Annotated in this window: 15 protein-coding genes; 4 read left to right on the top strand and 11 right to left on the bottom strand. The window is 73.5% G+C overall.

Annotated elements, in window-relative coordinates; translation table 11 throughout:
- Positions 1 to 180: 180 nt before the first annotated feature.
- Positions 181 to 840 carry a class F sortase gene (locus ACFUJY_RS21630; RefSeq protein WP_383301983.1) on the top strand — a complete coding sequence of 220 codons (660 nt, stop codon included), beginning with the start codon at positions 181 to 183 and terminating at the stop codon, positions 838 to 840.
- Between the two features lie 9 nt (positions 841 to 849).
- On the opposite strand, the gene ACFUJY_RS21625 is transcribed toward ACFUJY_RS21630, so the two are convergent.
- Positions 850 to 1,692: a polysaccharide deacetylase family protein gene (locus ACFUJY_RS21625; protein WP_383301980.1), complete on the bottom strand. Its 843-nt coding sequence runs from the start codon at positions 1,690 to 1,692 to the stop codon at positions 850 to 852.
- Between the two features lie 163 nt (positions 1,693 to 1,855).
- Here ACFUJY_RS21625 and ACFUJY_RS21620 point away from each other — a divergent pair, with 163 nt between their 5' ends.
- The 3 genes from ACFUJY_RS21620 (at position 1,856) to ACFUJY_RS21610 (ending at position 3,678) form a co-directional block, all read left to right on the top strand.
- Complete coding sequence (locus ACFUJY_RS21620; RefSeq protein WP_026171102.1) at positions 1,856 to 2,317, top strand: universal stress protein; 462 nt, start codon at positions 1,856 to 1,858, stop codon at positions 2,315 to 2,317.
- Between the two features lie 163 nt (positions 2,318 to 2,480).
- Positions 2,481 to 3,038 carry a sigma-70 family RNA polymerase sigma factor gene (locus ACFUJY_RS21615; RefSeq protein ID WP_383301978.1) on the top strand — a complete coding sequence of 186 codons (558 nt, stop codon included), beginning with the start codon at positions 2,481 to 2,483 and terminating at the stop codon, positions 3,036 to 3,038.
- A gap of 133 nt (positions 3,039 to 3,171) precedes the next feature.
- Positions 3,172 to 3,678, top strand: a complete 507-nt coding sequence (locus tag ACFUJY_RS21610; protein WP_383301975.1) for a hypothetical protein — start codon at positions 3,172 to 3,174, stop codon at positions 3,676 to 3,678.
- Positions 3,679 to 3,897: 219 nt separating this feature from the next.
- On the opposite strand, the gene ACFUJY_RS21605 is transcribed toward ACFUJY_RS21610, so the two are convergent.
- The 10 genes from ACFUJY_RS21605 to ACFUJY_RS21560 form a co-directional block, all read right to left on the bottom strand.
- A complete protein-coding gene (locus ACFUJY_RS21605; RefSeq protein ID WP_383301973.1) occupies positions 3,898 to 4,758 on the bottom strand; it encodes a DUF3592 domain-containing protein in 861 nt (286 codons plus the stop codon).
- Between the two features lie 77 nt (positions 4,759 to 4,835).
- Complete coding sequence (locus ACFUJY_RS21600) at positions 4,836 to 5,948, bottom strand: hypothetical protein (RefSeq protein ID WP_383301970.1); 1,113 nt, start codon at positions 5,946 to 5,948, stop codon at positions 4,836 to 4,838.
- Positions 5,949 to 6,008: 60 nt separating this feature from the next.
- Entirely contained in the window at positions 6,009 to 7,199 is a 1,191-nt protein-coding gene (locus tag ACFUJY_RS21595; RefSeq protein ID WP_383301967.1) for a sensor histidine kinase, read from the bottom strand.
- Positions 7,196 to 8,677: a cation acetate symporter gene (locus ACFUJY_RS21590; RefSeq protein WP_383301964.1), complete on the bottom strand. Its 1,482-nt coding sequence runs from the start codon at positions 8,675 to 8,677 to the stop codon at positions 7,196 to 7,198. Before ACFUJY_RS21590 ends, ACFUJY_RS21595 begins: the two co-directional genes overlap by 4 nt.
- The gene (locus ACFUJY_RS21585) at positions 8,674 to 9,036 is read right to left on the bottom strand and encodes a hypothetical protein (RefSeq protein ID WP_383301962.1); all 363 of its coding nucleotides are present in this window, start codon (positions 9,034 to 9,036) and stop codon (positions 8,674 to 8,676) included. Before ACFUJY_RS21585 ends, ACFUJY_RS21590 begins: the two co-directional genes overlap by 4 nt.
- 64 nt (positions 9,037 to 9,100) lie before the next feature.
- Positions 9,101 to 9,856 (bottom strand): LytR/AlgR family response regulator transcription factor, encoded by a 756-nt coding sequence (locus ACFUJY_RS21580; RefSeq protein ID WP_383301959.1) that lies wholly within the window; start codon positions 9,854 to 9,856, stop codon positions 9,101 to 9,103.
- A gap of 39 nt (positions 9,857 to 9,895) precedes the next feature.
- A complete protein-coding gene (locus tag ACFUJY_RS21575; RefSeq protein WP_383301956.1) occupies positions 9,896 to 10,756 on the bottom strand; it encodes an Fpg/Nei family DNA glycosylase in 861 nt (286 codons plus the stop codon).
- Between the two features lie 33 nt (positions 10,757 to 10,789).
- Complete coding sequence (locus tag ACFUJY_RS21570; protein WP_383301954.1) at positions 10,790 to 11,647, bottom strand: amidohydrolase family protein; 858 nt, start codon at positions 11,645 to 11,647, stop codon at positions 10,790 to 10,792.
- Position 11,648: 1 nt separating this feature from the next.
- The gene (locus tag ACFUJY_RS21565) at positions 11,649 to 11,960 is read right to left on the bottom strand and encodes an L-rhamnose mutarotase (protein ID WP_383301951.1); all 312 of its coding nucleotides are present in this window, start codon (positions 11,958 to 11,960) and stop codon (positions 11,649 to 11,651) included.
- Position 11,961: 1 nt separating this feature from the next.
- Complete coding sequence (locus ACFUJY_RS21560) at positions 11,962 to 12,945, bottom strand: aldo/keto reductase (RefSeq protein ID WP_383302223.1); 984 nt, start codon at positions 12,943 to 12,945, stop codon at positions 11,962 to 11,964.
- Positions 12,946 to 13,006: the final 61 nt, after the last annotated feature.

The following is a 13,006-nucleotide window of genomic DNA, read 5'->3' as shown; positions in this document are numbered from 1 at the left end:
ACACGCCGTGCGGGCACCCCACCGGCTGACGGATGCCCAGGTCACGGGCCGTCAGAAGTTTTATCCGCGCGCTACTCCGATAAGCATCCGGGTGGTCCGCCGCCACCCGTTCGCCCTTCTCTGATCGCCGCCCGGTGGCACCGCGCCTAGCGTTCTGCTCGTCGCGACGAAGGGAGAACCATGGGCCGGGACAACTGGCGACCGGAACGCATCCGACACTCGCCGTGGGGGGCGCTCGCCCTGGCGATGCTCTCCGGCCTGGCGCTCATGCGCAACGGGGCCGACCTCTCCCCCGGCCCCCCGCAGCCGGTCGCCGCCGCCTCGGTGGGCCACCGGAACAACGCCCCCGCCGCCCCGGCGGCCGGCCAGGCGGTCAAGCCGCTCCCGTTCGCGCCCGTCGCCCGTGTGGCGATCCCCTCCATCCAGGTCGACGCACCGGTCATCGACGTGAATCTCGACCCGGACGGCTGGATCGAGACCCCGCCGCCGGAGGACCCCAACCTGGCCGGCTGGTACCAGAACGGCATCGCACCCGGTCAGACCGGCACCTCCGTCATCGTCGGCCACGTCGACAACAAGGCGGGGCCCGCCGTCTTCTACGGGCTCGGTTCGCTGACCAAGGGCGACCGCATCGAGGTCGACCGCAGCGACGACCGGGTGGCGGTCTTCGAGGTGTACGGCGTCGAGGTCTTCGCCAAGAACGACTTCCCCGGCGCCCGGGTGTACGGCGACACCGGGCAGCCCGAGCTGCGGGTCATCACCTGCGGCGGCGGTTACACCAAGGCCAACGGCTACGACGGCAACGTCGTGGTCTTCGCCCGCCTGGTGGACACCCGCTGACGCCCCCCGTCAGCGTCGTCGCGGCACCGTGAGCCGGTATCCGTCGTCCAGCAGCTCCGGCAGATAGCGGCGCAGCGCCGCCACGCTCTGCGAGCGGTCGCCGCCCGCGTCGTGCGAGAGCACCACGACCCCGGGGCCGGCCCCCTGCCTGACCCGGTGGACGATGGTGTCCGTGCCCGGCACGGTCCAGTCCAGGGTGTCCACGGTCCAGGCCATCGGTTCCATGCCCAGCGCGGCGCCGATCTCGAAGGAGTCGCGGTTCCAGGCCCCGTAGGGCGCCCGGTACCAGAGCGGTGCCGCGCCGGTGATCTCCTCGATGACGTCGCTGGTACGCCCCAGCTCATCGGTGATCCCGGCCCGGGAGAGCTTGGTGACCAGGGGGTGCGTCCACGAGTGGTTGCCCACGGTGTGCCCCTCGTCCGAGATCCGGCGGACGAGGTCGCGGTTGTCGTTCGCCATCTCCCCGCAGAGGAAGAACATCGCCCGTACGTCGTGCTCGCGCAGCGTGTCCAGGATCTGCGGGGTGTAAAGCGGGTCGGGCCCGTCGTCGAAGGACAGCACCATGGCGTGCCCGATGTCGGTCAGCTGCTCGAACGGCCGGGTGCGGACCGGCGGGGCCGCCGGGCGGTACCGGGGCGGCGTCTGTCCCGTCATGGGCCGCAGCCTATAGGCGAGCGGCCGGCCGCGGAAGGCGGCGGCCGGGGAGCCCGCCGCACCCGCGACGGGAGCCGCCGGACGGGCCGGGGAGGCGGCGGGGTCCGCCGCGACGAGCCGTACGGCGGTGGCGGCGCCCAGGCCCGCGGCCAGCCGCAGGACCGTTCTCCGCAGGAGCGGCCTGTGATCACTCTTCATCCCCTACTGCTCGCACGCCCGCCCCGTCACCCGCCTCAGCGACACCGGCCACCGGATCTTTTGCACCCGGATGGCGGGAAGGCCCCGGCGCCCGTGGTGAGCGGGGCCCGGCCGCCGGGAGGCCGGGCCGGAAGCAGCGGGGCGAGCCGATAGCCTCACTGCCGTGACAGATCAGCACTCCCACCAGTTCGAACGTGGCACAGACGGGCCGAAGGTGATCGTCGCGGGCCTCGACGGTTCCGAGTCGTCCATGCGCGCGGCGGCCTACGCGGCCGGGCTCGCACGGCGCCAGCGGGCCATGCTGGCCCTGGTGTACGTCCAGCCGGTGCTGGCGGCGGGCGCCGCGCTCGGGGCTCCGGTCGGCGACGCGACCGCCGAGGTGGCCGAGGGGCTGGTCGAGGAGATCCGGCAGTCGACGGCCCGGATGAAGGACATATGGGATGTCCGCTGGGAGTTCCACACATTCCGGGGTGACCCGTACAACGGTCTGGTGACCGCCGCCGACGAACTGAAGGCGGACGCCGTGGTGGTGGGCGCGTCGGAGTCGGCGGGGCACCGCTTCATCGGTTCGGTGGCCGTCCGCCTGGTGAAGGCGGGCCGCTGGCCGGTCACCGTCGTGCCGTAGAGCGCGGGCCCGGGCCGCCGCCCGACCGTTCACCGCACCATTCGCCGCTCTGAGCGACCGCTCGTCGCACGGGGCGGCGTTTGTCCTGTTCCTCGTGGCCTGAATGCGCTCGTATACGCCAGGTCGGCAGCGAGGCGGGACCTTGGCGGGAAGGGCGTTCACCATGACCACGACGAAGACCGACGAGCGGGCGCTCGCGGAGCTCCAGCGTGAACACGGACACGCCCTGTTCCACTTCCTGCTCGGTCTGACCTTCGGTGACCGGCAGCGGGCCGAGGACCTGCTCCAGGAGACGCTGGTGCGGGCCTGGCAGCACCCGGAGGCGTTCGACGGCCCGTACGAGTCCATGCGGCCCTGGCTGTTCACCGTGGCGCGCCGGCTGGCGATCGACGCCCGGCGCTCCCGGCTGGCCCGGCCGGCCGAGGTGAGCGACGCCGGGCTGGAGTGCGCGCCGGCGGGGGCCGATACGGCGGAGTCCGCGGTCGCGGCCCTCGATGTGCGCGAGGCGGTGCGTGCCCTGAGCCCGGAGCACCGGTCGGTGCTGGTGCAGATCTACTTCCGGGGGCTGAGCGTGGGCGAGACGGCCGAGGTGCTGGGCATACCGGCGGGCACGGTCAAGTCGCGTTCGCACTACGCGCTGCGCGTGCTCTCCCGCAATCTGCCCGGCTACACGCGGCGCCCTTCCCAGGGGCGGACGGTCGTCGGCGCCTCGTGCCTGTGACGTACCCGGTGCGGCGGATACTGCCTTTCCGGCCACACCGGACGCGCTCCCCCGGTTCAATGCTGCGTGGGCGATCGGCCGGGCGGCTTGCCGGCCGTACGGTCCCGAGACCGAGGGAATGGGGCGATACGGGATGCCTCCGGAACGTCATGAGGGGTCCGGCGCGGGCGGGCTGCCGGTGCCGATGGCCTGGATGTACGCGGAGTACCTGGCCGACGAGCTGCTGCGCACCGGCGACCTGATGGAGCCGGCGACGCTGGAGTTCCGGGCGGGGCGGGACGCGCTGGCCCTGACCATCTTCCTGCTGGACGGTGCGGTGGCCGGGGTGCTGCCGGCCGCGCGGGTGGACGAGCTGCGGCTGCTCACCGCGTCCGGGACGCCGTGGCGCCGCTGGGTGCGCGCCCGGCTGGCCGCTCCGGTGGCGGGCGGCACCGGGGCGGATCTGGCGCTGGCCCGGGGGGCCTGGCGGTGGCTGGAGGAGACCGAGCTGCTGGCCGCAGGTCCGGAGGCGGTGGGGCAGCTGCCGCCCTGGGAGCCGGACGGGGGCGCCGAGGCGGACGCGGAGGAGGAGGCGCAGGTGTGGACCCCGGCCTGGCAGCTGGGCCTGCCCCTGGGGCATCTGGCGGTACACCTGTACTAGGGCTCCTGTCGGCCGGGCCGGGGCCCCCTGTCAGACCACCCGACCGAGGTGGCCGTGCTCGCCGACCGAAGCACCAGTGCCCCGAGCCGGCTCAGCGGCACACGGAGCTGCGAGCCCTGGGCGCCGAGCAGTTCGAACACCCCCGGTCGACGCGTAGATGCAGGTCCTCGTAGTCAAAGGTGAGTGGATCCATGGCCAGACGATGGACCGGCTCCCGTGTCACAGCGCGGGCAATCCGGCTACGGCTGCCGTCGCCACGATCAGCACACCCACGACGTCGGCAGTGATGTCCCAGTACCAGGAGCGGCGTTCGGCCTCGATGTCCAGGACGAAGACGGCCGGGTCGTCGGGGGCGTAGTGGATCGTGATGTCACGGCCCCATGAGCGGTCGGGATTCCGCAGCCCGGACTCGCAGTAGGCGGTCACCTCCCTGCCGTCGAGGGTGGTGAAGGCGACCACCGGCACCAGGCGGGTGGAGGTGTGGCCGTCCTCGTCGGCGGAGACGCTCTTGAGCACGGCGACGACGCGCCCGGGCACGGAGGCCATGGCGGCGAGCGCGTCGATGCGGCGGTTCCTGTCCCGCAGGTTTCCGGGCAGGTGGTACAGGCCGGAGAGGGCCAGGGGTCCGCAGAAGCCGACCAGCGCCCACGGCCACCCCCGGTCGGTCGCGGCCACGGTGACCAGTCCGGCGTAGACGAGGAACAGTGCGAAGGCCGGCGGGCCCAGTCCGCGCCCGCCCTCCGAGAGGTTGCGGGCGAACCGGAAGGCGTGGGGTTTGCCGTTCGGGTAGTGGACCGCGATCTCCCGGCCGGTCCAGGCCGCACTGATCACCTCGCCCCGGTCACCGTCGTTGGTGACGGTGAACTCCTCTCCCGTGGCCGGGTCCCGGAAGGAGACGACCACGCCTATCCCGCTCTTCGGGGAGCTTCCGTGCCGGGGCACGTCCACCCGTTCGATCCGTCCCTTCGTCCGGACCGTCCGCTGCGCCCGGGTCGCCCCGGCCAACGACCTCCCGAATCCGATCAGCGCCCACGCGCCGAACACGCCACACCAAAGCGCCAGAAAACCGTGCTGGTCCATCCGTCACTCCTCCTGCTGTTCGTGGGCGGCCACCGGTCGGCCCCTCGCCGTCCGGATCAGTGCGGTTCCAGGGCGCCTCACCGCGCGGGGGCGCGTCGCACCACGTGGCCCCGGCCGTCCGCCTCCAGTGACGCCGTTCCCCCGGCGCCGGTCACCACGACCCTGATGACGAGAGAACCGGTCAGGCGGTCGGCGGTGATCCGCCAGGTGCGCGGGGTGCGGACACCGAGGCCGGCCGTGGCCTCATCGACGAGGGCGGGGAAGCGGTCATGGCGCAGCGTCCGGGCGTCGAATCCCGGAGTACGCGTGCCGGCGGGCGAGAACACGATCGACAACAGGCGCTCCTGCACGACGACGGTGAGCGCCCGGCGCGCGTCCCCGCCCTCGGTGAGCGCGTCGAAGGCCCGGTCCAGCTCCCCCGGGTCGAGGAACGACCGGCCGGGGCCGAGGGTGGCCGTCGCGGACGCCGAAGTCACGACCGTGGTCGACGAACCGGAGGAGCCGGAGGAACTGGAGGAGACCGACGGGCGCGCGGCCGGAGGCGGCTCCGCGCCGGCGTCGTCACCGAAGAGGGCCGCACGGAAGAGCAGCACCACGGCAGCCGCGCCGAGCAGCAGGCCGAGGAACCCGACGAGACCGAAGGCACAGCCCTCCGGGGGCTCGGCCACCGCGGCCGGTCCCGGCACCGAATCGAGGCGGGCCGAAGCCGCCCGCTCCTCCCACTCCGGCGTCGGCCGCTCGACGATGCGCACCCGCCAGGGCCGGTCCGGCGGGTACTGGACCACCACTGCCCCGCCCGGCCGGTAGCCGGGCAGGTCCACGAGGTTGATCTCCTGCGTGATGTCGACCCGGTACGCCGGCCCGTCCTCCGGCGCCACGGTGAGGTCGAACCGCACCGGCGGGTCGCTCGTCTCACCGCCGACGGCCTTCCGGCTCTCGATCAACGCGAGCGCCGTGCGGGGCTCGACCGCGGCCTCCCGGGCCCGCCCCGGCATACCGGCGAGGAACAACAGCAGCCCGTAGAGTGCGGGCAGCACGAACCCGGATACGAACAGCGGCACGTTCTCGATGATCCCGCCCACGACGAGCGCGGCGATCGACGCTCCGGTCACACCTCCCGTCAGGAACCCCCGGACGAGCGCGAGGGGCGTGCTGGCCGTGGGCGGAGCCACGAGGGCCGGAGTCGTCATACGGGCGATTGTGCGGTGCTCGGGTGACGGCCGGTAGAGCTGGGCATGACCTTCCGGAAGTCAGGACCCGTGCACCCCGGCGCGGTACTTCGGCAGCCGCACCGTGATCCGCATCCCGGCGCCGATGCCCGTCTCGATGACGAGCCCGTACTCGTCCCCGTACACCTGGCGGAGCCGTTCGTCCACGTTGAGCAGGCCGATGCCGGTGGATCTGCCGCCCTCGCCGCGCAGGATGTGGCGCAGCCGCTGGGGGTCCATGCCGGTGCCGTCGTCCTCGATGACCACCTCGGCCTCGGAGCCGGCGTCCAGGGCGCTGATGGTGATGCGGCTGGAGGTGACGGCGCCTTCGAGGCCGTGTTTGACGGCGTTCTCGACGAGCGGCTGGAGGCAGAGGAAGGGCAGGGCGACGGGCAGGACCTCGGGGGCGACCTGGAGGGTGACGGAGAGCCGTTCGCCGAAGCGGGCCCGGACCAGGGCGAGGTACTGGTCGATGGAGTGCAGTTCGTCCGCGAGGGTGGTGAAGTCGCCGTGGCGGCGGAACGAGTAGCGGGTGAAGTCCGCGAACTCCAGGAGCAGTTCGCGGGCCTTCTCCGGGTCGGTGCGGACGAAGGACGCGATGGCGGCCAGTGAGTTGAAGATGAAGTGCGGGGAGATCTGGGCGCGCAGGGCCCTGATCTCGGCCTCGATGAGCTGGGTGCGGGAGCGGTCGAGCTCGGCCAGTTCCAGCTGGACGCAGACCCAGCGGGCCACCTCGCCCGCGGCCCGGGCCAGGACCGCCGATTCGCGCGGGGCGTAGGCGACGAGGGTGCCGAGGACGCGGTGGTCGACGGTCAGGGGCACGGCGACGGCCCACTTCAGCGGGCAGTCCAGATCGTCGCAGCCGCTGTGGAAGGCGGTGTCGCGGCCGGTCTCCAGGACGCCCGCGACCTGCTCCATGACGTCCCGGCCGTGGTGGTCGCCCTCGCCGTCCCAGACGAGGACCCCGTCGCGGTCGGTGAGGCACAGCGCGTCGGTGCCGAGGAGTGAGCGCAGTCGGCGGGCGGACCTGCGGGCGCTGTCCTCGGTGAGCCCGGCGCGGAGCGGGGGCGCGGCCAGGGACGCGGTGTGCAGGGTCTCGAAGGTGGCGTGTTCGACGGGCGTGCCGACGTCGCTGGTGCGCAGGGGCCGGGCGGTGCGGCGGCCGAGCAGGAGGCCCCCGCCGAACAGCAGCAGGGCGAGCACGACGATGACGGCGTAGCCGGCCCCGGTCACCGGTGCCTCCCCGTGGTGAGCGCCTCGGGCAGGTGGAAGCGGGTCATCGCGGCGTTGGTGCCGGGCGGTATCCGGCTCGGCGTGGCGAGCGAGACCAGGATCATGGCGAGGAAGCCGACGGGTACGGACCAGACGGCGGGCCAGGCGAGCAGGGCGTGCGGCCAGCCGGGCGGGCGTACCGCGCCGCTGACCGTGATGGCCACGGAGACCAGCGCGGAGCCGCCGCCGAGCAGGAGACCGGCCACCGCCCCGGGCGGGGTGAGCCGGCGCCACCAGATGCCGAGGACGAGCAGCGGGCAGAAGGAGGACGCGGAGACGGCGAAGGCCATGCCCACGGAGTCGGCGACCGGGACCCGGCTGACCATCAGCGAGCCGGCCAGGGGCACGGAGATCGCGAGGACGGTGGCCAGCCGGAAGTGCCGCACCCCGCGCGAGGGCAGCACGTCCTGGGTGATGACCCCGGCGACGGCCATGGTGAGCCCGGACGCGGTGGAGAGGAACGCGGCGAACGCGCCGCCCGCGACGAGCGCCCCGAGCAGGTCGCCGCCGAGTCCGCCGATGACCCGGCCGGGCAGCAGGAGGACGGCGGCGTCCGCGTCGCCGCCGTGGATCAGCTCGGGGGCGTACAGGCGGCCCAGCGCGCCGTAGACGGGCGGCAGGAGGTAGAAGACGCCGATGAGGGCGAGGACGGCGACGGTGGTGCGGCGGGCGTCGCGGCCGTTGGGGCTGGTGTAGAAGCGGACGACGACGTGCGGCAGGCCCATGGTGCCGAGGAAGGTGGCGACGATGAGGCCGTAGGTCGCGTACAGCGGGTGGTCGGCGCGGAACGCGGAGAGGTGTTCGTCGAAGGTGATGCGGGGCTGTCCGTCGCCCTGCCAGGCCAGCACCAGGAAGAGCGCGGGGACGAGGAGCGCGGTCAGTTTCAGCCAGTACTGGAAGACCTGGACGAAGGTGATCGAGCGCATCCCGCCGGCGGCGACGGCGAGGACGACGACGGAGGCGACGAGCACGTCGCCGAGCCAGCCGGGCGCCCCGGTGAGGATCTTGAGGGTGAGTCCGGCGCCCTGGAGCTGGGGCACCAGGTAGAGCCAGCCCGCGCCGACGACGAGGACGCTGACGAGCCGGCGCACCTGCCGGGACTCCAGGCGTCCTTCGGCGAAGTCGGGCAGGGTGTACGCCCCCGAGCGGCGCAGCGGAGCGGCGACGAAGACCAGCAGGACCAGATAGCCGGCGGTGTAGCCGACCGGGTACCAGAGCATGTCGGGCCCGTGCACCAGGACCAGGCCCGCGATGCCGAGGAAGGAGGCGGCGGAGAGGTATTCGCCGCTGATCGCGGCGGCGTTGAGCCGGGGGCGCACGGTGCGCGAGGCCACGTAGAAGTCGGAGGTGGTGCGGGAGATCCGCAGTCCGAAACCGCCGACGAGGACGGTGGCCAGGACGACGACGGCGACCGCCGCCACCGCGTACGTGCGGCTCACGGGGCGGGGCGGCCTTCCACGAGCCGGGCGAAGTCGCTCTCGTTGCGCTCGGCGCGCCGCACGTACCACCAGGCGAGCACGGTGATCGGCGGGTAGGCGGCGAAGCCGAGGACCGCCCAGACGACGGCGGAGCTGTGCAGGGCCTCGAAGACCAGGGGCAGGGTGCCCACGACGGCGGCGAGGACCGCGAAGGCGGTCAGTCCGGCGCGCAGTTGCCCGCGCATCAGCGAGCGGACGTAGGCGCCGCCGAGCGCGGTCTGCTCGTCGATCTCCGACTGGGTGCGGTAGCGCGGCAGCGGGCGCACCCGCCGGGGCTCCCCCGTCACCACTTCGCGCCGGGGCGTGGGCTCTGCGGACATGGGGCCGGAGTTTAGGCGGCACCCCGCCCCGCTGGGAAGGGGTTTCGGGGCGGGTAGCGGCTGGTCAGCGCCCGGTCCCGCGCATCAGGAGGTCGCGCAGCGCGCGGGTGTGGCGGCGGCTGACGGCGAGCTCCGCGGTGCCGATGCGGACGCTCATGCTGCCGGCGTCCAGGCGCAGTTCGTCGATCCGGCCAAGGGCCACGAGGTGGCGGCGGTGGATGCGGACGAAGCCGCGGGACCGCCAGCGTTCCTCCAGGGTGGTGAGGGGGACGCGGACGAGGTGGCTGCCGGTGGCGGTGTGCAGCCGGGCGTAGTCGCCCTGGGCCTCGGCGTACGCGATGTCGTCGACCGGGACGAAGCGGATGACGCCGCCCAGTTCGACGGCTATCTGGTCCTGCGCGGTGTCGTGGACGACGGGGGCCGCTCGGTCCTGGACCTGTTCGGCGACGCGTCGTACGGCCTCGGCGAGGCGTTCGCGGCGGACCGGTTTGAGGACGTAGTCGACCGCCTTGAGGTCGAAGGCGTGCACGGCGAAGCCCTCGTGGGCGGTGACGAAGACGATGAGCGGCGGCGCGGCGAACCCGGCGAGGAGCTGGGCGACGTCGAGCCCGGTGAGGCCGGCCATGTGGATGTCCAGGAAGACCACGTCGATGGCGGACGGGTCGTCGGGGCCCGCGTCGACGGCGCTCCCGATGCGGCGCAGCGCCTCGGTGGCCCCGGTGGCGCCCTCCGCGCTGCGGATGCGGGGGTCGGCGCGCAGGAGGTAGAGCAGTTCCTCCAGGGCGGGTTCTTCGTCGTCGACGGCGAGTACGCGGAGCATGAGGCCGGAGTGTAGGGCGTGCTCCCGCGAAGCGCGCCCCTACTTGAGCAGCCGGGACAGGCGGCGGTCCGCGAGCGGTCTGCCGCCCGTCTGACAGGTCGGGCAGTACTGGAGCGAGGAGTCGCTGAAGGAGACCTCGCGGATGGTGTCCCCGCAGACCGGGCACGCCTGGCCGGTGCGCCCGTGCACGCGCATCGCGCTCTTCTTCTCGGCCTTGAGGCGCCCCGCCTCCACCCCGCCGGACCGGGCGACGGCCTCCTCCAGGGTGGTGCGCAGGGCCTCGTGGAGCCGGGTGATCTCGTCGTCGGTGAGATGCGCGGTGAGCTTGAACGGCGACATCCTCGCGACGTGCAGGATCTCGTCGCTGTACGCGTTGCCGATGCCGGCGATGAGCGTCTGGTCGCGCAGGGCGCCCTTGATCTGGCGGCGTTCCCCGTCGAGCAGCGCGGCGAACGCGTCCCGGTCGAATGCCGGGCCGAGCGGGTCGGGTCCGAGGCGGGCGATCCCGGGGACCTCGGCCGGGTCGTGCACGAGGTGGACGGCGAGGCGTTTGGTGGTGCCGGCCTCGGTCAGGTCGAAGCCGTCGCCGCCGGTGAGCACGGTGCGCAGGGCGAGCGGGCCCTTGCCGGGGCGGGGCGGGGCGGCCGGGAAGGCGTCGTTCCAGCGGAGCCAGCCGGCCCGGGCGAGGTGGGTGATCAGGTGGAGCGGGCCGACGCCGATGTCGAGGAACTTGCCGTGCCGCCGCACGTCGGTGACCGTGCCGCCGTGCAGGGCGGTGAGGGGCGGGTCGTAGGTCTTGAGGACGCTGATCGCGAGCGGCAGGACGCGGTCGATCTCCTTGCCGACGAGGTGGTCGTCGAGGAAGAGCCGCAGGGCTTCGACTTCCGGCAGTTCGGGCATGGTTCCAGCCTGCCGCAGCGGCGCCCGGGACGCCTACCGAAGGCCGTACACGCGTTCGGCGGTGGTGGCGAGCACGGCGGCCCGCTCGTCGTCGCTCAGGTCCTGGATCAGGAGGCGCGCGGTGTCCAGGACCTCGGTGTAGGTGGCGGCGAGGCGGCACACCGGCCAGTCGGAGCCGAACATGAGCCGCCCGGGCCCGAAGGCGTCGATGACGGTCTCCGCGTAGGGGCGCAGGTCGTCCGGGGTCCAGGTGTGCCAGTCCGCTTCGGTGACCAGCCCGGAGAGCTTGCAGACGGTGTTGGGGAGGGCGGCGAGGGCCCGTAGATCGTCGGCCCAGGGCCGGGTGCGCCCGGTGGCGATCGGCGGCTTTCCCGCGTGGTCGAGTACCAGGACGAGATCCGGGAGCGCGGCGGCGGCCCGGGTCGCGGCGGGCAGCTGGTGCGGGAGGATCACCAGGTCGTGGACGAGCCCGGCGTCGGCCACCGCGGCCAGACCGCGCAGCACCTCGGGCCGCAGCAGCCACTCGGGGTCCGGTTCCGCCTGGACCTGGTGGCGCAGCCCGACGAGCCGGTCGCCCCCGGGGAGTTCGCGCAGGGCGGCCAGGGTGTCGGCGATGTCCGGAGCGGTGAGGTCGGTCCAGCCGACGACCCCGGCGACCAGTTCGCTGCCGTCGGCGAGCGCCAGGAGCTCGGGCGTCTCCCCGGCCACGGTGACGGTCTGGACGAGCACGGTGGCGCCGACCCCGGCCGCCCGGGCCTCGGGCTCCAGGTCGGCGAGGGTGAAGTCGCGGCGCAGGGGGGCCATCGCCTCACCGGTGATCCAGTCCTGGTCGCGTACCGCGAGGTCCCACACGTGGTGGTGGGCGTCCACGACCCGGGGCCCGGCCGTCATCTCACAGCTCCCAGACGACGGGGAGCCCGGCTTCGGCGCCCTCGGCGGAGTAGTCGTGGGCCACGTCGAGGAGGCCGTCCATCCGGGCCTGCCAGGCGACGTTGACGGGCAACCGCTCCAGCTCCGCGAGAAGGCGGGCGTAGTCGTCGCACTCGATGAGGTGGAAGAGGTCGGTGCCGCTGCGCCAGATCGTCCAGGAGCGGGCGCCGGCCGCACGGATCGCCCGGGTCAGCTCGGGCGGGACCTCGCGGTGCGCGGCCTCGTACTCGGCGATGCGGTCGGCGCGGACCTCGGTGTGCAGGGCGATGCGCATGTCAGTGTCCGTTCCCGGGCAGCAGGCCCTGGTCGCGCAGGTCGTCCCAGAGCGCGTCGGGGATCTCCCGGTTCAGCTGTACGGCGGCGTCGCGCACCTCGTCCGGGGAGCGGGCGCCGACGAGCACCCCCGCGACGGCGGGGTGGGTGAGGGGGTAGCGCAGGGCGGCGGCGCGCAGCGGCACACCGTGGGCCTCGGTGACGCCCCTCAGCCGGAGGGCACGGTCGAGGAGGGCGATCGGGGCGGTGGCGTAGTCGTAGGTGGCGCCGGGGCGCGGGTCGGCGAGGAGGCCGGAGTTGAAGACCCCGCCGACGACGACGCTCCGGCCGCGTGCGGCGGCGGCCGGCAGCAGGCCGGTGAGGGCCGACTGGTCGAGGAGGGTGAACCGGCCGGCGCACAGGACCACGTCGACGTCGGTGTCGCGGACGAAGCGGGTGAGCATCGCCGTCTGGTTCATGCCGGCGCCGATGGCTCCGACGACCCCTTCGGCGCGCAGTTTCTCCAGTTCCGGGTACGCCTCGCGGAAGGCGGGTTCCGCGTGGTCGTCGGGGTCGTGGAGGTAGGCGATGTCGATGCGGTCGAGGCCGAGGCGGTCGAGGCTGTCCTCGATGCTGCGGCGGACGCCGGCCGCGCTGAAGTCCCAGCGGCGGCGGTGCGTGGCGCGTACGGCGAAGCCCTCGGAGAGCCCGTCGGAGGCGGCGGTCTCCGCGGCGGGCAGCGGTTCGAGGACGCGGCCGACCTTGGTGGACAGCGTGTACGCGTCGCGGGGGCGGCGGCGCAGGGCCTCGCCGAGGCGGCGTTCGGAGAGGCCGAGTCCGTAGTGCGGCGCGGTGTCGAAGTGGCGGATGCCCGCGTCCCAGGCGGCGTCGACGGTGGCCGCCGCCCGTTCCGGTTCGACTTCGCTGAAGAGGTTGCCGAGGGCGGCCGCGCCGAAGGAGAGTTCGGTGATCCCGACCGTGCTGCCGCCCAGTCTGTTGCGCCGCATCCCGTCGCCGCCCTCCTCGATGATCGCTGCCACCCAGCGAATATTCATCGGATGACTCGGG

Source organism: Streptomyces sp. NPDC057249, assembly GCF_042669245.1.
In the GTDB taxonomy this organism is placed as follows: Bacteria; Actinomycetota; Actinomycetes; order Streptomycetales; family Streptomycetaceae; genus Streptomyces.
Note: the sequence above shows the minus strand (reverse complement) of the source record. Positions and strands in the feature narration are given on the sequence as shown.

Bases quoted from the DNA above. Each gene is read 5' to 3' on its own strand.
- ACFUJY_RS21605 (WP_383301973.1), bottom strand. From the start codon at position 4,758: ATGGACCAGCACGGTTTTCTGGCGCTTTGGTGTGGCGTGTTCGGCGCG.
- ACFUJY_RS21585 (WP_383301962.1), bottom strand. From the start codon at position 9,036: ATGTCCGCAGAGCCCACGCCCCGGCGCGAAGTGGTGACGGGGGAGCCC.
- ACFUJY_RS21560 (WP_383302223.1), bottom strand. From the start codon at position 12,945: ATGCGGCGCAACAGACTGGGCGGCAGCACGGTCGGGATCACCGAACTC.
- ACFUJY_RS21625 (WP_383301980.1), bottom strand. From the start codon at position 1,692: ATGAAGAGTGATCACAGGCCGCTCCTGCGGAGAACGGTCCTGCGGCTG.
- ACFUJY_RS21610 (WP_383301975.1), top strand. From the start codon at position 3,172: ATGCCTCCGGAACGTCATGAGGGGTCCGGCGCGGGCGGGCTGCCGGTG.
- ACFUJY_RS21600 (WP_383301970.1), bottom strand. From the start codon at position 5,948: ATGACGACTCCGGCCCTCGTGGCTCCGCCCACGGCCAGCACGCCCCTC.
- ACFUJY_RS21615 (WP_383301978.1), top strand. From the start codon at position 2,481: ATGACCACGACGAAGACCGACGAGCGGGCGCTCGCGGAGCTCCAGCGT.
- ACFUJY_RS21580 (WP_383301959.1), bottom strand. From the start codon at position 9,856: ATGCTCCGCGTACTCGCCGTCGACGACGAAGAACCCGCCCTGGAGGAA.
- ACFUJY_RS21575 (WP_383301956.1), bottom strand. From the start codon at position 10,756: ATGCCCGAACTGCCGGAAGTCGAAGCCCTGCGGCTCTTCCTCGACGAC.
- ACFUJY_RS21630 (WP_383301983.1), top strand. From the start codon at position 181: ATGGGCCGGGACAACTGGCGACCGGAACGCATCCGACACTCGCCGTGG.
- ACFUJY_RS21570 (WP_383301954.1), bottom strand. From the start codon at position 11,647: ATGACGGCCGGGCCCCGGGTCGTGGACGCCCACCACCACGTGTGGGAC.
- ACFUJY_RS21565 (WP_383301951.1), bottom strand. From the start codon at position 11,960: ATGCGCATCGCCCTGCACACCGAGGTCCGCGCCGACCGCATCGCCGAG.